Here is a 19,020-nt window from a genome sequence, read left to right on the forward strand (position 1 = left end):
GCAAGAGTAAGGACGACACATGATTGAGCAATTCTTCCGACCCGAACAACTGGGTCAGGCTTTGGAACTCAAGGCCCGCTTTGGCAACGACGCCGTCTACATGGGGGGCGGCAGCAAGCTCAACGCAGCCCCGACCCGCACCGACAAGAAGGTCGCCATCTCGCTGGACAAGCTCGGACTTGGCCAGATTGAGCAACAGCACGGTCAACTCCACATCGGCGCCACCGTCACCCTGCAAGCCCTCAAAGATGACCCCCGTACCCCGGCCGCCCTGTGCGAGGCGCTGGGGTTTGTCTACTCCCGCCATCTGCGCAATCAGGCCACCATTGGCGGCGAAATTGCCTGCCAGCAGCAGGACTCCCCCTTGCTGCCGGTGCTGCTGGTGCTCGAAGCGGTGGTGGTGCTGGAGAACAACCTGCTGCAACCCATCGACGCCTATCTGGCGGGTCAGCGCAATGCCCTGGTGCTGGGGGTTGTGCTGCCGGAGCCTGAACTGCGCTGCGCCACTCGCCGCATCAGCCGCAACGCCGATGGCTTGGCGGTGATGACTGCCGCCGTCGCCCTCGATGCCCTTGGCGAGATGCGGGTCGCCGTTGCTGGCGTTACGCCGCAGCCGATGCGCCTGCGTGATGTGGAGCGCCGCGATCTGCACGATGCCGCGCTGGAGGCGGCCGTGAGCGAGCTGGTTGCACCGCGCGAGGATCTCGGCGGCAGCGTGACCTACAAGCGCTATATCAGCGGGGTAGTGGTGGCGGATCTGCTGGTCGAGTGCCAGCAGCAGGAGGTACAGGCATGATGGAACTCAACTTCACACTGAACGGTGCCCTGCGCACCGTCATCACCCCGGCTGGCGAGAATGCCCAGCGGGTGCTGTTCAACCAGTGCCGGATGCACTCGGTGCGCAACAGCGACGACGGTTTTGGCTTTGCCGGCTCCGACGCCATTCTCTTCAACGGCAAGGTGATCAACGCCTCCCTGCTGATCGCCGCCCAGCTGGATGGAGCCGACGTGCGCACCGCCGAGTCGCTGGGCAGCTGGAACCAGCTCAGTCTGGTGCAGCAGGCAATGGTGGATGTGGGTGTGGTGCAGTCCGGCTACAACGATCCGGCCGCCGCGCTGATTGTCACCGACCTGCTTGATCGCCACCCCGAGCCCACCCGTGATCAAATCGACGATGCCCTCTCGGGCCTGTTTCACCGCGATGGCGGTTATCAGCAGTTCTATCAGGCCATCGAGCTCGCCTGCTCACGGATGAAGGACCCGGATTATCTGTGCCAGATCGCCCCGGAATTTCGCGACGATCTGCGCCATATCGGCAAGAGCTGTCCGAAAGTGGACGCCGCCAAGATGGTGCAGGCCAAGCCCTGCTACGTGGAGGATCGGGTCACCGAGGATGCGCTGGTCATCAAGATGCTGCGCAGCCCCCATCCCCATGCGGTGATCACCAAACTCGACGTGAGCCGCGCCGAAGCCATGCCGGGCGTTGTGCATGTCATCACCCACCTCAACTGCCCGGATATCTACTACACCCCGGGTGGCCAGAGCGCGCCCGAGCCGTCACCGCTCGATCGCCGCATGTTTGGCCGCAAGCTGCGTCACGTCGGTGACCGGGTGGCCGCCGTGGTGGCCGAGAGCGAAGCCATCGCATTGGCCGCGCTCAAACTCATCGAGGTCGAGTATCAGGTGCTGCCGGCGGTCATGAGCATTGACGAGGCGATGGCCCCCAATGCACCGCTGGTCCACGACGAGCCCATCGTCTACATGGCTGGGGCACCGGCGGATCTCGAGCAGCAGAACGCTTGCTCGGTGCGTCGCGGTGACGAGCACATGATCATCAACTTCCCCATCGGTTCCCGCCCGCACGAGAACCTGGCTGCCAGCGTCCATGGCCAGATCGGCGATGTGGCCAAAGGCTTTGCCGAGGCGGACGAGATTGTCGAGCGCACCTACGAATCGACCCAGGCCCAGCAGTGCCCGACCGAGCCGCACATCTGTTTCACCTACATGGATGGGGAGCGTCTGGTTATTCACGCCTCCACCCAGGTGCCCTGGCACGTGCGCCGCCAGGTGGCGCGCATCGTCGGCATGAAGCAGCATCAGGTGCATGTGATCAAGGAGCGGGTAGGGGGCGGCTTTGGCTCCAAGCAGGATATCCTGCTGGAAGATGTGTGCGCCTGGGCGACCAGGGTCACCGGTCGTCCGGTCACCTTCCGCTACACCCGTGAAGAGGAGTTCATCAGCAACACCTCCCGCCACGTGGCCAAGGTGAAGGTGAAAGTGGGGGCCAAAAAAGATGGCACCATTACCGCTATCGAGATGGATTTTCGTGCCAACACCGGCCCTTATGGCAACCACTCTCTGACGGTGCCGAGCAACGGCCCGGCGCTCTCCCTGCCGCTCTATCCGTGCGACAACGTGCGCTTTACCGTCAACACCTACTACAGCAACATCTGCCCGACCGGCGCCTATCAGGGTTATGGCGCGCCCAAGGGCAACTTCGCGCTGACCATGGCCATTGCGGAACTTGCCGAGAAACTGGGCATCGATCAGCTCGACATGGTGGAGCACAACCGGGTGCACGAAGGGGACATCCTCAAGGTGCTGGGTGCCATTGGCGAGGGCAAGATGCCGACTTCGGTGCCCCACGCTGCCAGCTGTGCCCTCGAGCCCATCCTCAAACAGGGTCGCGAACTGATTGCCTGGGATAGCCCGAAACCCGCCGACGGGGATTGGCGCATCGGTCGTGGCGTCGCCATCATCATGCAAAAATCGGGGATCCCCGATATCGATCAGGCCAACTGCATGGTCAAGCTGGAGTCTGACGGTACCTTTATCGTCCACTCCGGTGGCGCCGATATCGGCACCGGCCTCGATACCGTGGTGGCCAAGTTGACCGCCGAAGTGCTCGGTTGCCCGCTCAGCGATGTGCATGTGATCTCTGGCGACACCGACCATGCGCTATTCGACAAGGGAGCCTACGCCTCGTCAGGCACCTGCTTCTCCGGCAACGCGGCCAAGATGGCGGCCGAGAACCTCAAGGCGAAGATCCTGTTCCACGGCGCCGCCATGCTGGGCGAGCCGGTGGAGGATGTGGAGCTGGTTCACCCGGGTATAGTGCGCGGCAAGCAGGGGGAGGTGAGCCTCGCCAAGCTGGCCCACAAGGCCGAGACAGGCACCGGCTTCGGTATTCTGGTGGGCACTGCCAGCTACATCACTTCGGAGCTTGCCTTCCCGTATGGTGCCAACTTCGCCGAGGTGGCGGTCAACCTCAGAACCGGCGAGATCCGTCTCGACAAGTTCTACGCCCTGCTCGACTGCGGCACCCCCATCAACCCGGAACTGGCCCTCGGCCAGATCTACGGGGCGACCATGCGGGCCATCGGCCACACCATGACCGAGGAGATCTGCTACGACAGCAAGGGTATCCCGCTCACCCGGGATCTCAAGAGCTATGGCGCGCCCAAGATTGGCGACATTCCCCGCGACTTCCGGGCCTTCCTGGTACCGAGTGACGACAAGGTCGGCCCTTACGGCGCCAAGTCCATCTCGGAGATCGGGGTGAACGGCGCGGCGCCCGCCATCGCTACCGCCATCCACGACGCCTGCGGTGTCTGGCTGCGCAAGTGGCACTTCACGCCGGAGCAGATCCTGCGCGAACTGGGCAAGCTGGAGCAAAAAGTGTCGGCATAACAAAAGAAAAGGTGAGGGGCGGGCGCCAGCTCGCCCCCAGCGCCTGACGGCGGAATGAGTACTCCGCCTACATTCTGTGTGATGGGACAAACACGATGTCTAAAACAACACGCAAGCACTCGGATCTCATTTACGAGCTGGAAGACAAACCCCCGTTTTATCAAACCCTGATGGGCGCAGTGACCCATCTGCTGGCTATTTTTGTTCCCATGGTGACCCCGGCGCTGATCGTCGGCGGCGCCCTGGGCCTCTCCACCGAGACCACCGCCTATCTGGTCTCCATGGCGATGATCGCCTCCGGTATCGGCACCTGGCTGCAGGTGAACCGTTATGGCCCCATCGGTTCGGGGCTGCTCTCCATTCAGTCGGTCAACTTCTCCTTCGTCACCGTGATGATCGCCCTCGGCGGCGCCATGAAAAAAGATGGCATCCACGAGGAGCTGATCGTCTCGACCCTGCTCGGGGTCTCCTTCGTCGGCGCCTTTCTGGTGATGGGCTCCTCCTTCGTGCTGCCCTACCTCAAGCGGGTGATCACCCCGACCGTGAGCGGTGTGGTGGTGCTGATGATTGGCCTGAGCCTTATCAAGGTGGGGATCATCGACTTTGGCGGCGGTTTCTCCGCCATGAGCAGCGGCACCTTTGGCAAATATGAGAACATCGGGCTGGGGCTCTTGGTGCTCTGCGTCATCGTCGCTTTCAACTGCAGCCGAAGCCCGCTGCTGCGGATGAGCGGGATCGCCATCGGCCTGATGGTGGGCTATGCGGTGGCCCTGATGCTTGGCATGGTGGATTTCTCCGCCCTTGAGAACCTGCCGCTTATTACGGTGCCGATCCCGTTCAAGTACGGTTTCTCCTTCGACTTTCACGCCTTTATGTTGGCGGGCACCATCTATCTGTTGAGCGTGCTGGAGGCGGTGGGGGACATCACCGCCACCGCCATGGTCTCCCACCGGGATATTCAGGGCCCCGAGTTTCAAAAACGGCTCTCCGGCGGCGTGCTGGCGGACGGGTTGGTCTCGGTGATCGCCTCTGCCCTCGGCTCTTTGCCACTCACCACCTTTGCCCAGAACAACGGCGTCATCCAGATGACCGGGGTGGCCTCACGCCATGTGGGCAAGTTTATCGCCGTCATTCTGGTGCTGCTGGGGCTCTTCCCGGTGGTGGGGCGCTTCTTTACCACCATACCGTCACCTGTGATGGGGGGCGCCATGGTCATCATGTTCTCGATGATCGCCATCGCCGGTGGTCGCATCATCATCAGCCACGGTTTCGAGCGGCGGGAGACCCTGATTGTCGCCACCTCGCTGGGTCTTGGGCTCGGCGTCTCCTATGACCCGAACGTCTTCAAGGTGCTGCCGGCGGGTATCTACATGCTGGTGGAGAACCCCATCTGCGCCGGCGGCATCACCGCCATCATCATGAATCTGGTGTTGCCGCAAAGCCGCAAGCGCAAGGCGGCCGTCAGGGATGCAGAGGCGGTTGAAGTGATCCAGCTGAGCGACAAGCCGGATGTGATCTTTACCGCCCGCAGTGCGGGCCAGCCATCGGCCAGCAAGGGTGAGGGGTCACCAGTGCCCGGGCAGGCGGTGGCGCCACAAGTGGAACGGATCTGACGGTTAAACCGGCAAAAAACGTCAACAGAACAAGAAAAACAGGGAAACGGTTATGAAAAATGACAACTCTGTCAAAGCGGTACGCGGCAGCTTCTTCGATATCACCCGGGTGGTGGATCAGCCCGAGGAGATTGAGTCCAACGCCCGTCTTATCGAGGATGGTCTGCTGATCATTCGCAACGGCTGCATCGACTGGTTCGGTGAGTGGGAGGAGGGGAAGGATCGCATTCCGACCGAGGTGCGGGTGCGGGATTATCGCGGCAAGATGATAGTGCCGGGTTTTGTCGATACCCACATTCACTATCCCCAAAGTGAAATGGTGGGAGCCTATGGCGAGCAGCTGCTGGAGTGGCTCAACCGCCACACCTTCCCCGCCGAGCGGCGTTACAACGATCTCGAGTATGCCCGCGAGATGTCCACCTTCTTTATCAAGCAGCTGCTGCGCAACGGCACCACCACGGCGCTGGTGTTCGGCACAGTGCACCCCGAGTCGGTAGACGCCCTGTTCGAGGCGGCCAGCCGTATCAATATGCGGATGATCGCGGGCAAGGTGATGATGGATCGCAATGCGCCCGATTATCTGCTCGATACCGCCGAGAGCAGCTATGTGCAGAGCAAGCAGCTTATCGAGCGCTGGCACGGCAACGGTCGACTGCTCTATGCCATCACACCACGATTTGCACCCACGTCGACACCCGAGCAGCTGGCGATGGCGCGGCGACTGCGCGAAGAGTTTCCCACCACCTATCTGCACACCCATCTGTGCGAGAACAAGGACGAGATCGCTTGGGTCAAATCTCTTTTCCCGGCGCACAAGGGCTATCTCGATGTCTATCACCAGCATGGGCTCACCGGCCACAACTGCGTGTTTGCCCACTGCGTCCATCTGGAAGAGCAGGAGTGGGATTGCCTGAAGGAGACCGGCTCCACCATCGCGTTTTGTCCCACCTCGAATCTTTATCTCGGCAGCGGTCTCTTCAAGCTGCACAAGGCGTGGCGCAAGCAGGTGAAGGTGGGGATGGGCACCGACATCGGCGCGGGTACCACCTTCAATATGCTGCAGACCCTCAACGAGGCTTACAAGGTGATGCAGTTGCAGGGCGAGCGGCTCTCGGCCTATCAGGCCTTTTATCTGGCCACCCTGGGCGGCGCCCATTCGCTGGGGCTGGACGAGAAGATCGGCAGCTTTGCGGTGGGCAAGGAGGCGGACTTCGTGGTGCTCGACCCGGTCGCCACCCCGCTGCAGCAGCTGCGTTATGACAACTCCACCACCCTGCGGGACAAGCTCTTTGTGTTGCTGACCCTGGGGGATGACAGATCCATCTACCGCACCTATGTGGATGGCCAACTGGTGCATGAACGGGGGTAGGGGCTGGAGTGGGCTGCCGCGGCGCAGCCCCAACGAATACGGCGGCTGGCGTACCCAACAGGAGGCCAGTCTTGCCGCACCACAGGGGATCTCCCCGCATAGAACGTGAAATGGCCCGGTTTTTTTGACCAGCAAGGCAAACGTTTGAGTCAAGGCTGCCTGCCCTGGTCTGTCTGTCGCATCTTCTGCCACCATCGCCTGTTTCTCATCAGACTGGCGCTCGGCAGACCCGCAGATCCTGTCGCCATTTCGTCATGGAACATTCAGGCGCGTGTGAAGGAGTTGGGTATGACCCAAGCAAACAGCAGGACAAACAGCGTGGAACAGCTGGCCAATGATGACGCCAGCCAGAGCGCAGCAAAGCAACAGCCGCTCACGGCTCTTGATCGCTACTTTATGATCAGCGAGCGGGGCAGCAATGTCAGACAGGAGGTGCTGGCGGGCCTCACCACCTTCCTTGCCATGGTCTACTCGGTGATCGTGGTGCCAAGCATGCTCGGCAAGGCGGGCTTTCCTCCCGGCGCCGTGTTTGTCGCCACCTGTCTGGTGGCGGGGTTCGGTTCGCTCTTGATGGGGCTCTGGGCCAAGTTGCCGATGGCCATCGGCTGCGCTATTTCCCTCACGGCGTTTACTGCCTTCAGTCTGGTGCTGGGGCAGCAGATCCCCATTCCGGTGGCGCTGGGGGCCGTCTTCCTGATGGGGGTGCTGTTTACCGCCATCTCGGTGACCGGGGTGCGTAGCTGGATCCTCGACAACCTGCCGATGGGGATTGCCCACGGCACCGGCATCGGGATCGGTCTCTTCCTGCTGCTTATCGCCGCCAACGGGGTGGGGCTGGTGATCAAGAACCCGCTGGAGGGGCTGCCGGTGGCGCTGGGGGCCTTCACCTCCATGCCGGTCATCATGTCCCTGATCGGCCTTGCGGTGATCTTCGGGCTGGAGAAGCTGAGAGTACCGGGGGGGATCCTGCTGGTGATCATCGCCATCTCCATCTTCGGCCTGATTTTCGATCCGGCGGTGAAGTATCAGGGGCTGTTCGCCCTACCGAGCCTCTCGGACGATCAAGGCAAGTCCCTCATCTTCAGTCTGGATATCATGGGGGCCCTCTCGCCGCTGGTGTTGCCCAGCGTACTGGCGCTGGTAATGACGGCGGTATTCGATGCCACCGGTACCATCCGCGCCGTGGCGGGGCAGGCCAACCTGCTCGATAAGGATGGTCACATCATCAACAGCGGCAAGGCGCTCAGTGCCGACTCGGTCAGCAGCATCTTCTCCAGTCTGGTGGGGGCGGCCCCCGCTGCCGTCTATATCGAATCGGCGGCGGGCACGGCGGCGGGAGGCAAAACCGGCCTCACCGCGACTGTGGTTGGCGGCCTGTTCCTGCTGATGCTGTTCCTCTCGCCGCTCTCCTATCTGGTGCCCGCCTATGCCACGGCACCGGCCCTGATGTATGTGGGGCTCTTGATGCTGAGCAACGTCACCAAGCTCGATTTCGATGACTTTGTCGGGGCCATGTCCGGGCTGGTATGCGCCGTCTTTATCGTACTCACCTGCAATATCGTGACCGGCATCATGCTTGGCTTCAGCTCGCTGGTGATCGGCCGTATCTGCTCGAAGGAGTGGCACAAGCTCAACGTCGGCACCGTGGTCATCGCCCTGGCGCTGGTGCTCTTTTATGCTGGGGGGTGGGCTATTTAGGGATAACCCGCCCGTTTGGGGTCGCTCTGGCGGCCCCATTTTTATATCTGCGGCGCTCTGACCGTCAACGCTGGTTACCATGCCTTAGCCGCTAGTGCCATCGCGATACCATTTTGATAAATCCCCCTACCAGATTGATAGGCTTCCACCCTTGCTCTCCTCGCTCTGCCGCTTTTTCACCGCTGATGTGCCCCGTTTGCTCAGGGGTTGCCCTTGGCTTGTCGCTTCGGGCCAACAAAAGCGGGCTAGATGGGATCCCCTTCACACTTCTCCCCATTCTCCTGACGATGGCTTGAAACAGGCGCATATCTTGCTGTTTTTTATGCCGGTTCCAGATTTTTCCATTCGAAAAAGGACTTGCATATGTCCATAGGATTACCGCTCAAGCGGGTGGATGCCGAGGCCAAGGTGACCGGCAGCGCCCGCTATACCGATGACAACATCATGCTCGGGATGCGCCACGCCAAGTACGTGCGTAGCAATATTGCCCACGGCAAGGTGCTCGCCATCGATGCGACCGAAGCGCTGGCCCTGCACGGGGTCGAAGCCGTGTTTACCCATGAAGATGTCCCCACCACCTGTTTTCGCACCGCCGGTCACGCCTGGTCTCTCGATGAGGCGAAACGGGATGTGAAAGACCGCCGCCTGCTCACCGACCATGTACGCCACTTTGGTGATGGGGTCGCCATAGTTGTGGCGCGCGATCCGCTGGTCGCCGAAAAAGCGGCTGCGCTGGTCAAGGTGACCTACGAACCGCTGCCGGTGATGACGGATGCCCAAAGCGCGCTGGCCGACGATGCCTATCCCATTCACCCGAGCGGCAATCTGCTGCGCCAAAGCCAGCTTCGCGCCAATGACCCGGAGCAGGCCATTACGGCGGCAGATCTGCAGTTTCAGGGGCACTACCGGACCCCTGTGGTGCAGCACTGCCATCTGGAGACGGTGACCTGCTACGCCTACATGGATCAACCGGACCACATCATCGTCGTCAGCAGCACCCAGATCCCCCAGATAGTGCGCAGTCGGGTGGCCAAGTCCCTCGGCCTGCCCTGGTCCAGCGTGCGGGTGATCAAACCCTATATGGGCGGCGGTTTTGGCAACAAGCAGGATGTGCTGGAAGAGCCAATGGCGGCGTTTCTGAGCTACAAGCTCGGCGGCGTGCCGGTCAAGGTGACCTTGAGCCGGGAGGAGTGCTTTTTTGCCTCCCGCACCCGCCACGGCTTTGCCATCGACGGCAAGATGGGCCTCAATCGCGACGGCACCCTCAAGGGCTATCAGCTCGACGTGCTCTCCAACACCGGTGGCTATGCCTCTCACGGCCACTCCATCGCCAGCGCCGGTGGCAACAAGATCAGCTACCTCTATCCGCGCAGCGCCTTTGGCTATGACGCCAAAACCTTCTACAGCAACCTGCCCACCGCCGGTGCCATGCGCGGTTACGGCGCGCCGCAGGCGATTTTTGCCCTCGAGTGCATGCTGGACGATGCCTGCGCTGAACTCGGGTTAGACCCGCTCGATGTGCGGATCGCCAACGTGGCGCGGGAAGGGGATGTCAATCAGGTCAACCAGAAGACCATCTACAGCGCCGGGTTGCCGGACTGCCTGCTGCGTGGTCGCGAGATGTTCGAGTGGGGTCGGCTCAAGGCCGAGTGTCTGGGGCAGGATCCTGCCAGCCGGGTGCGGCGCGGCATCGGGGTAGCGTGCTTTAGCTACGGCTCCAACACCTATCCGGTGGGGGTCGAAATTGCTGGCGCCCGCATGCTGCTCAATCAGGATGGCACCGTCAATCTGCAGATCGGTGCCACCGAGATAGGGCAGGGGTCGGATACCGTCTTTGCCCAGATGGCGGCCCAGACGTTGGGCATTCCGTTTGAGCAGATCCGGGTCATCTCGACTCAGGATACCGACATCACCGCCTATGATCCTGGCTCGTTCGCTTCGCGCCAGAGCTATGTGGCGGCGCCCGCCATCCATCAGGCGGCGCTGCAGCTGCGGGCCCGCATTTTGTCGCTGGCGGCCCAACTCTGCCATCAGGATGTGGGATCGCTCACCCTGATCGATGGTTACGTGGTGCTGGCTGGCGCACCGGACAAGGTACTGATCAGCGTCGCCGAAGTGTCGGTCAACGCCTACTACCACCTCACTATCGGCGGTCAGATCACCTCCGAGGTCTCCCACAAGACCACCACTAACCCGCCCAGTTTCGGCTGCACCTTTGTCGATCTCAGCGTCGATATCGATCTCTGCAAGGTGACTATCAATCGCATCATTAACCTGCACGATGCGGGCAAGATCCTTAACCCGCAACTGGCGGAGGGACAGGTGCATGGCGGCATGGGGATGGGGATCGGCTGGTCGCTGTTCGAGGAGATGATCATCGATGCCAAGAGCGGCGTGGTGCGCAATCCCAACCTGCTCGACTACAAGTTCCCCACCATGCTGGATTTGCCGGAGCTTGAATGTGACTTCGTGCAGACCTATGAGCCCCAGTCGGTCTATGGCCACAAATCACTGGGGGAACCGCCCATCATCTCGCCGGGCCCCGCAATCCGTAACGCCATTCGAATGGCGACCGGGGTCGCCATCAACGAGTTGCCCATCACCCCCAAAACCCTGTTCCGGGAGTTTGTCGCGGCGGGTTTGATTGGCGAGGGATCAGGGGAGAAGCAACACCATGTTTGATATTGCCCGTTACTACAAGGCGCACAGCGTGGCCGAGGCCGTCGCCCTGCGCCAGGCCGACCCCGAGGCGCGCCTCTTGGCCGGTGGCACCGATGTGATGATCCAGCTTCATCACCTCAACGCCGTCTATCGCCATATCGTCGATATTCACGACTTGCCCGAACTCAAAGGGGTGAGCGAGTTGCCGGACGGATCGATCCGTATCGGCTCCGGCACCACCTTTACCGAGCTGATTGAAAACGAACTGGTGCAGCGCCGCCTGCCAATGTTGGCCGAGGCGGCCGCTACCATCGCCGGCCCGCAGATCCGCAACGTCGCCACCTATGGCGGCAATATTTGCAACGGCGCCACCAGTGCTGACTCGGCGGCGCCTACCGTCGCGCTGGAGGCCGAGCTTGAGATTGCTGGTCCTAACGGCACACGCCGCATCCCCATCGCCGGTTTTCATACCGGCCCAGGCAAGGTTGCGCTGCAACCGGCGGAAATTCTGGTGGCATTCCACTTTGCCCCGGACTCGCACCCCCAGGTGGGCTCCCACTACTTCAAATACGCCATGCGCGATGCCATGGATATCGCCACCATCGGCTGCGCCGCCTACTGCCAGATTGAGGATGGCCACTTCAAGCGCCTGCGGCTGGCCTATGGGGTGGCGGCCCCGACCCCGGTGCGCACGCCTCACGCGGAAGCGGCGGCCGAAGGGCAACCCCTGACTCGCGCCACACTGGCAGCGATTGCCGAGGCGGTAGTGGCCGATGTGGCGCCGCGATCCTCCTGGCGGGCGGAAAAGGAGTTTCGTCTGCACCTTATCAAAACCCTGGCGCAGCGGGTGGTCGCCTGCGCAGTCGAACGTGCCGGAGGCAAGATCCTATGATGCAACCGCAAAGCTGTCCCGCCGTGGAGATCCAGTGCGAGATCAACGGCAAGCCTTACTCCTATGCAGTGCCGCCCACCATGTCGCTGCTCCACTTCCTGCGCGGGCAGGGGCTGATCAGTGTAAAAGAGGGGTGCAGTGTCGGTGAGTGCGGCGCCTGTACCGTGCGGGTGGATGGCACTGCCATCGACAGCTGCCTCTATCTGGCGGTCTGGGCCGATGGCAAATCCATTCGTACCGTGGAGGGGGAGCGCAAAGGGAATGAGCTATCCGATGTGCAGCAGGCCTTTATCGACGAGGGGGCGGTGCAGTGCGGTTTTTGCACGCCTGGTCTGGTGATGGCGAGCGCCGCCCTGCTCGACAAGACCGAACGCCGTCCGCTGACCGATGCGGAGATCCGCCGCGGGCTATCGGGGAATCTGTGCCGCTGCACCGGGTATCAGAACGTGGTGCGGGCGGTCAAGAAGTGTTGCAAGGGGTAACTGACTGGGCGCAATGAGCCTGAGTGCTGTTGTTTGAAAAAGGAAACAAGCCTTCCCAAAAACACAGGCCCGCCTCGAAAGAGGCGGGCCTGCTGCTGAGTGGGGTCAGGAGACATCACACTTTTGGCTGGTCGATCACCAATTTGCCCTCCTTGACCGGAATGGTGGCGCCCGGGGCTTGCTTCATGCGGATCACCCCCTCCTGACCTGCGAGGCGATAGGTCACGTCATAACCTATGGTGTTGACGCTCGCATCCTGCACGGTCTTGCAGCGCTGCTCGGTGGTGGTGTAGGTATCGCCCGCCTGCATATTGCCCTGCACCTGATTACCGGCATAGCCACCCGCGACCGCCCCGGCTGCGGTGGCCACCTTCTTGCCGCTGCCACCGCCAAACTGGTGGCCGACCACGCCCCCCAGCGCCGCGCCAACCACGGTGCCGAGGATCTTGTGCTCATCCTGTACCGGCTTGCGATGGGTCACGGTGACGTTGCGACACTCCTGTCGGGGAGTCTTGATGGTCTCGGTGATCGGCTTGCTGGCGATCACCTCGGCAAAGGTGGGTTGTGGTGTAAAGAGGGAGCCGCTAGCCGCCGCCGAGAGTGCCAGGGCCGAGGCGATGCCAATACCGATACCTGCCATCATGGATCTGTTCATCTTATGGTTCTCCTGCATACCCATACGGGCTGTTCCAATCTGGCGCCATCTTGTCATAACCGGTTGGCCGGACAAGGCGAGGGGGATGGGTCTGCGACAGGCGCTGGCAAGGTCAAAAAATAGCCACTATGAAAAACTGTCTGACTTTGGCGACAACGGACTAAAAGTGACCAGTTTCCGGCGTATGGTGGACTCTGTCAGTGTGATAAGGAGCAATTCGAGTCGCAATTTGCAAGGCGGGCGGTGAGCAGAACGCAAAAGCGGCAAAGGGTTGACGAATGGAGGTCAAGGGTAAGCGTGTGCCAGTGCCCTCTACCGTTGGATAGGCCACGCAAGTGGTTGATAAATGGCTCCAGCCCCATCGGATGTTAGCCGATAAGAGATCACGGCAAGCATTTTGCTTTGATTGGGTGAAGCAGAGGGTGAACGGGTCGGCAGACAACCACGTAAGACCTGATATGAAGAAGTTCACCCGAGATCACCGGATCAACGAGGGGGAGATATGTCAATGTTACCCAGCTGGATCACCCCGGCCATCCAGGCCAACATCATCACGGTGCAGCAGGCCGAACGCCTGCTCTCATCCCTCTACCGACCCTTGGCCGAGCAGGGAGAGGAGCTTCCCGCGGATATCGCCGACATCAGCCTTAAACTCTACTGCTTCCGCCAGCAGGGGCGGGTGCGCCACTAAGGCTGACAAAAGAACACCCCGCGCCAGGCTCGGGGTGTTGTCACTCATGTATCACAGGCCCATCAGGCCAACATCACTTGCGCCACCAGCATCAGGGCGCCAAATCCCAGCACAAAGCCCACCATGGGCAGCACGAACTTGACCCACTTGTTGAACTGGATGCCGAGCATCTGCAGGGTGACCAGCACCAGTCCGGTGGGGGCCAGGAACAGCATGGCGTATTGGCCCCAGTTGTAGGCCGACACCACGATATAGCGGGGGATCATCACGGTATCTGCCAGCGGCGCCATGATGGGCATGGAGAGCACTGCGAGCCCCGAGGAGGAGGGCACCACCAGCCCCAGCAGGGTGAACACCAGCATCTGCGCCACCGCGAACACGGCTCCGTGCATGCCGGAGACCAGATCGGAGGCGTAGGCCAGGATGGTGTCCGAGATCATCCCCTGATCCAGCACCAGATTGACCCCCCGTGCCAGCCCGATGATGAGGGAGACCGCCACCAGCTCCGACGCCCCCTGAGTGAAGGCCTCGACTGCCTCTTTCTCTTTGAGACCCGAGATAAAAATGATGATGATGGCGATGGTCAGGAAGGAGGCTGCCATCTGCGGAAACCACCAACCGGCCATGGAGACGCCCCACACCATCAGCGGGAAGGCGAGGATAAACAGGGTCAGAATGATCTTGCGGCGCAGGGTGAAGGGCACCCCTTCGTCCATAGAGCCCTCTTTGAGAAAACGGGCGCGAAAACTCTCTCTGTCCTCATAGGTGTAGGAGAAGGCCGGGTTGGCCTTGATCTTCTTGCAGTACCAGTAGAGATAACTGATCACCACCATGGTGCCCACCAGACAGCCAATGGCGCGAAAGATCAGCCCCTCGGTAAAGGGAATGCCGGCGGCATTGGAGGCGATCACCACCGAGAAGGGATTGATGGTGGAGAAGGTGGTGCCCATGGAGGCGGCGAGGAAGATGGCTCCCACGCAGACGATGGAGTCATAGCCGAGCGCCAGAAAGATGGGCACCAGTATGGGATAGAAGGCGACCGCCTCTTCCTCCAGTCCGCAGGTGGTGCCTCCCAGCGCCATTACGAAGCAGACCAGCGCCACAAACAGGAACTCGTTGCCCCGGGTCTTGCGCGACAACGCCACCAGCCCTGCACTGAAGGCACCTGTCTTGTTGATGACGCCGATCAGCCCCCCGAGCACCAGAATAAAGACGATGATATCCGCCCCCTCTATGGTGCCCTTGACCATGCTGACCGCCACGTCACCGAACCCCTTGGGCGCTTGCTCCAATCGGGCATAGGTGCCGGGAATGGCAATGGGCTTGCGGATGGTGCCGTTGGTAAATTGCTCCACCGCAATATTGATATTAAGTTTTGCCAGGGCATCCTGGGTTGCGGGAAGTCGGCTTATTTCCCCCTGTGGGCTATTGACCATCAGGCTTTCACTGGCTGGATTATAAGAGAGCTTGGCATAGGCGCCCGCCGGAATTATCCAGGTCAGTGCAATGGCCAGTAACATAATAAGAAACAGAATGGTAAATGCAGTAGGGAATTGTCTGCGTGGTGTGGTATTCGGCACGGCACACATAAAATGCTCCTTGATAAAGCAGGTTTGGGCTCGGCGGAATATCGGGTCGATAGGGTTTCTGCGTCATACATCCAAGGTACGCAAACTCACTGTGGATTGCGTAGTGATTGGCGAGAAATCTGGCCTGATATTGAACATCCGGTAGATTGTTTCACGTTGTAACCGTAACCCGTGCGCGGCTGGATGAACATCGCGCCATGCTCGCTTTATGGGATGGCTCACAGAATTTATTTGTCATGGATCTAATAGCTGATATGAAATAAAAGTCATTATGCAATAACTATTTCAGCTTTCGTTTAACGTGGCTTGTCTTAAATAAATGCCATGAAAATAGTGTGCGCCGAGATGAATGGAATGACATATAAAGCAGCTTTGGCGGAATAATATTCCACTATCGTCATTTTTCGTTATTCGCCAAAAACAGCCTGTGAAAAAATAGCACGCTTTCCCGTAATGAAATATTTTTTGCAACGAAAACAGGGAACCCCTGTTGGTAGCAGGCTGCCCCTGTCTAAGACGTTTTGCTAATACCTGCCGCCGCAGGCTCACTGTTAGGCTGTCATCCCCATAAGAGACCAGTTACGGGCAGGATGCCCATGTCGCTTGCTGATCTCTGATTGATCCCGAAATAGCCCGTTTTGTGCCACCTGTGAGGAAGGAATCCGATGACAGTGCAGAACATCTATGAGCGCGACCTTGCCAAAACCGCCGCCAATTTCGAGGCCCTGACCCCCATCAGCTTTCTGGGGCGGGCGGAGCGGGTCTATCCCGACTATCCGGCGCTGATCCACGGCTCGCTGCGCCAGAGCTGGGGCGAGACCGCCCGCCGTTGCCGCCAGCTTGCCTCGGCCCTGCGGCTTCGCGGCATCGGGGAGGGGGATACCGTCTCCATCGTTGCGCCCAATATCCCGGCGATGTTTGAAGCGCACTTCGGCGTGCCCATGAGCGGTGCTGTGCTCAACACCATCAATACCCGGCTCGATGCCGAGTCGATGGCCTTTATCTTCCAGCATGCCCAGAGCAAGGTGGTGCTGGTGGACAGGGAGTTTGGCCCTGCGGTGCGCAAGGCGCTGGATCTGCTGAAGAGCCAACCGCTGGTCATCGCCATCGACGATCCCCTCTACCGGGAGGGGGCGCTTGTAAGTGAACTGACCTATGAGGCTTTTATTGCCACTGGTAACGGCGATGAGCCAGGCTGGTTGCCAGAGGATGAGTGGCAGGCCATCTCCCTTAACTACACCTCCGGCACTACCGGCAACCCCAAGGGGGTGGTCTATCACCATCGCGGCGCCCACCTCAACGCCATCAACAACGTGCTCTCTTGGGAGCTACCCAAACATCCCGTCTACCTCTGGACCTTGCCGATGTTTCACTGTAACGGCTGGTGCTTCCCCTGGACGCTGGCTGCGACCGCCGGGGTGAGCGTCTGCTTGCGCCATGTGCAGGCCGCCGCCATTTATGAGGCGCTGCACGAGCACAAGGTGAGCCACTTCTGCGCGGCGCCCATCGTGCTCAATATGCTCAACAATGCCGATCAGGCGCTCAAGCGGGGGCTGGATCACCCCATCAAGGTGATGACCGCTGGCGCTGCGCCCCCCGCCACCGTGATTGCTGGGATGGAGGCGATGGGGATCGCCGTGACCCACGTCTATGGCCTCACCGAAACCTATGGCCCCTGCGTGTTGTGCGAGCCGCAAAGAAGCTGGCAAGGTCAGGATGCCACTGCGCTCTCCCGCCTCAAGGCGCGGCAGGGGGTTGCGTCGCCTCTGCAGGGGGAGATGCGGGTCATCAATCCGGTCAGTGGCGAGCCGGTGGCCAAAGATGGCAAAACCATGGGGGAGATAGTGCTGCGGGGCAATGTGGTGATGAAAGGCTATCTCAAGAACCCGGCGGCCAGCGCCGAGGCGATGGCGGACGGCTGGTTTCGCAGTGGGGATCTGGCGGTGTGGCACCCGGACGGTTATGTGGAGATCAAGGACAGATCCAAGGACATCATCATCTCGGGCGGGGAGAACATCTCCAGTCTGGAGGTGGAAGATGTGCTCTATCGCCATCCGGATGTGGACGAAGCGGCGGTGATCGCCATGCCGGACGAGAAGTGGGGGGAGGTGCCCTGCGCCTTCGTGAAACTGAAAGAGGGGCGAGAGACTACCCAGGCGGAGCTGATCGCCTTTTGCCGCGAGCAGATGGCCCACTTCAAGGCCCCCAAACGCATCATCTTCACCCCGCTGCCGAAGACCTCCACCGGCAAGGTGCAAAAATTTGTGCTGCGCAAACAACTGGGTTAGGTGCTAATCGAGCGTGAGTGAAAGCAGCGTGCAATAGGATGACTAAGCTGTCGGGATAAATGCAGCAAGGGAAGTGGGAGTGCCTGACTGGCCAGCCAGCTATCGTGCCTTGCACGCGACGCAGTTGCGGCCGCTCTGTTTGGCCTGATAGAGCATCTGATCGGCGCGCGCGTAGAGGCTCTCCATCTGCTCCCCCTTGCTATTTTCCACCAGCCCGGCGCTGATGGTGATAACCAGCTCATCCCCATCGGCAAGGGGTAACGGGCTTTGCATCACCTGCTTGCGCAGCCGTTCGGCCAGTGATGCGGCGGCCGAGAGGGTGGTGTTGGGCAGCAAGATGGCAAACTCGTCACCGCCGATGCGGGCCAGCACATCTTCGCTGCGCAGCACCGATTGCATCACCCTGCCCAGATGGATCAGCGCCTGATCGCCCAGCGGGTGACCGTAGCGATCGTTGATGCATTTGAACTGATCCACATCCAGCACTATCAGCACCGAGGTGAGCTGGTGGCGCATGTTCATACTCAGGTTCTTTTCGCACACCTCGAAGAAGAAACGGCGGTTATAAAGTCCGGAGAGGCTGTCACGAACCGATTGATATTGCAGTTGTTCCTTGAGCTGGTGCAGCTCGGTGATATCGGAGGAGATACCGATCAGGGTGGGGGTACCATCAGCCAGCTTGAAGGGGACTTTGACAGACCAGTAGTAATGTTGCTTGCCTTCGGTATCGGTCAGTGACTCTTCACCGGCTTGCAGCTCACCCGTTTCGAACACCCGGTTGTCCAGCTGCCACAGCTGGTTGGCTCCGTGTGGGGAGAACAGCTCATTATCGCTGCGGTTGATGATCTGTTCGGCGGGTAAACCGAGCAGGGCACACACCTTCTGATTGACGTAGAGAAAGCGGTGCTGGCTGTCCTTCATATAGATATGGGCATCCACGTTGGCCAGGATGATCTCCAGCAACTGATGCTGCTCGGCCATACGGGCCTCAATCAGCTTGTGTTCCGTGATATCGGTGGAGATGCCGCACAGACCGATCAGCGTGCCATCCCTGTCATACATGGGCTTCTTTACGGTCCAGTAGACTCGTTTCTCACCTGTGGGTTTGAGATAGTTGACCTCTTCCCGGGCGATGGCGATCTGCTGATCCAGCACCTGTCGATCGTTTTGCTGAATGGCGTTGGATTCCTCAAAGGAAAAAAAAGACGTGTCATCCTGGCCTTGCAGCTCATCGAGAGTACAGCCAAAGAGATCCAGCACAGCCTGATTGGCATAGGTGTAACGGCCATCCAGATCCTTGGTAAAGAGGTAAGCGCCCATCTCGTTAAAGACGGACCTGAGGTGATCCAGCTCATGCTGCAATCGGGTAGAGAAGGGTTCATCCTTCATGGG

The 19,020-nt window shown here is 60.4% G+C and carries 13 protein-coding genes; 10 read left to right on the top strand and 3 right to left on the bottom strand.

Going from position 1 to position 19,020, the window contains the following annotated elements; genetic code table 11:
- Positions 1-19: 19 nt before the first annotated feature.
- From ygfM to xdhC, 8 genes are all read left to right on the top strand, one after another.
- On the top strand, positions 20-796 hold the full coding sequence (gene ygfM, locus G5315_RS00300) for a molybdopterin-dependent oxidoreductase FAD-binding subunit (RefSeq protein WP_216953628.1): 777 nt from the start codon (positions 20-22) through the stop codon (positions 794-796).
- On the top strand, positions 793-3,690 hold the full coding sequence (locus G5315_RS00305) for a molybdopterin-dependent oxidoreductase Mo/Fe-S-binding subunit (protein ID WP_421332060.1): 2,898 nt from the start codon (positions 793-795) through the stop codon (positions 3,688-3,690). The genes ygfM and G5315_RS00305 overlap by 4 nt, the downstream gene beginning before the upstream one ends.
- Positions 3,691-3,785: 95 nt before the next feature.
- Positions 3,786-5,303 carry a nucleobase:cation symporter-2 family protein gene (locus G5315_RS00310; RefSeq protein WP_421332061.1) on the top strand — a complete coding sequence of 506 codons (1,518 nt, stop codon included), beginning with the start codon at positions 3,786-3,788 and terminating at the stop codon, positions 5,301-5,303.
- A 52-nt stretch (positions 5,304-5,355) separates the two neighbouring features.
- Positions 5,356-6,672, top strand: coding sequence for a guanine deaminase (guaD, locus tag G5315_RS00315; protein WP_005360769.1), 1,317 nt, complete (start codon positions 5,356-5,358; stop codon positions 6,670-6,672).
- Positions 6,673-7,068: 396 nt separating this feature from the next.
- The gene (locus G5315_RS00320) at positions 7,069-8,370 is read left to right on the top strand and encodes an NCS2 family permease (protein ID WP_180343373.1); all 1,302 of its coding nucleotides are present in this window, start codon (positions 7,069-7,071) and stop codon (positions 8,368-8,370) included.
- Between the two features lie 363 nt (positions 8,371-8,733).
- Positions 8,734-11,052: a xanthine dehydrogenase molybdenum-binding subunit XdhA gene (xdhA, locus tag G5315_RS00325; RefSeq protein WP_421332062.1), complete on the top strand. Its 2,319-nt coding sequence runs from the start codon at positions 8,734-8,736 to the stop codon at positions 11,050-11,052.
- Positions 11,045-11,923 carry a xanthine dehydrogenase FAD-binding subunit XdhB gene (gene xdhB, locus G5315_RS00330; RefSeq protein WP_216978827.1) on the top strand — a complete coding sequence of 293 codons (879 nt, stop codon included), beginning with the start codon at positions 11,045-11,047 and terminating at the stop codon, positions 11,921-11,923. Before xdhA ends, xdhB begins: the two co-directional genes overlap by 8 nt.
- Positions 11,920-12,405 (top strand): xanthine dehydrogenase iron sulfur-binding subunit XdhC, encoded by a 486-nt coding sequence (xdhC, locus tag G5315_RS00335; RefSeq protein WP_005336775.1) that lies wholly within the window; start codon positions 11,920-11,922, stop codon positions 12,403-12,405. The genes xdhB and xdhC overlap by 4 nt, the downstream gene beginning before the upstream one ends.
- A gap of 115 nt (positions 12,406-12,520) precedes the next feature.
- Here the strand turns inward: xdhC and G5315_RS00340 are convergent, their stop codons facing one another.
- Entirely contained in the window at positions 12,521-13,060 is a 540-nt protein-coding gene (locus G5315_RS00340) for a glycine zipper 2TM domain-containing protein (protein ID WP_421332064.1), read from the bottom strand.
- 502 nt (positions 13,061-13,562) lie between these two features.
- On the opposite strand from G5315_RS00340, the gene G5315_RS00345 reads away from it, so the two are divergent.
- The gene (locus tag G5315_RS00345) at positions 13,563-13,751 is read left to right on the top strand and encodes a hypothetical protein (protein ID WP_005345660.1); all 189 of its coding nucleotides are present in this window, start codon (positions 13,563-13,565) and stop codon (positions 13,749-13,751) included.
- 62 nt (positions 13,752-13,813) lie between these two features.
- On the opposite strand, the gene G5315_RS00350 is transcribed toward G5315_RS00345, so the two are convergent.
- Positions 13,814-15,340, bottom strand: a complete 1,527-nt coding sequence (locus G5315_RS00350) for a YfcC family protein (RefSeq protein WP_421332065.1) — start codon at positions 15,338-15,340, stop codon at positions 13,814-13,816.
- Positions 15,341-16,005: 665 nt separating this feature from the next.
- Between G5315_RS00350 and G5315_RS00355 the strand changes: the two genes are divergently transcribed.
- A complete protein-coding gene (locus G5315_RS00355; RefSeq protein WP_337072268.1) occupies positions 16,006-17,628 on the top strand; it encodes an acyl-CoA synthetase in 1,623 nt (540 codons plus the stop codon).
- A 99-nt stretch (positions 17,629-17,727) separates the two neighbouring features.
- Here G5315_RS00355 and G5315_RS00360 read toward each other — a convergent pair whose 3' ends face one another.
- Positions 17,728-19,017: a sensor domain-containing diguanylate cyclase gene (locus tag G5315_RS00360; RefSeq protein WP_421332067.1), complete on the bottom strand. Its 1,290-nt coding sequence runs from the start codon at positions 19,015-19,017 to the stop codon at positions 17,728-17,730.
- Positions 19,018-19,020: the final 3 nt, after the last annotated feature.

The organism is Aeromonas sp. 603607, assembly GCF_049171595.1.
GTDB lineage: Bacteria > Pseudomonadota > Gammaproteobacteria > Enterobacterales > Aeromonadaceae > Aeromonas > Aeromonas veronii.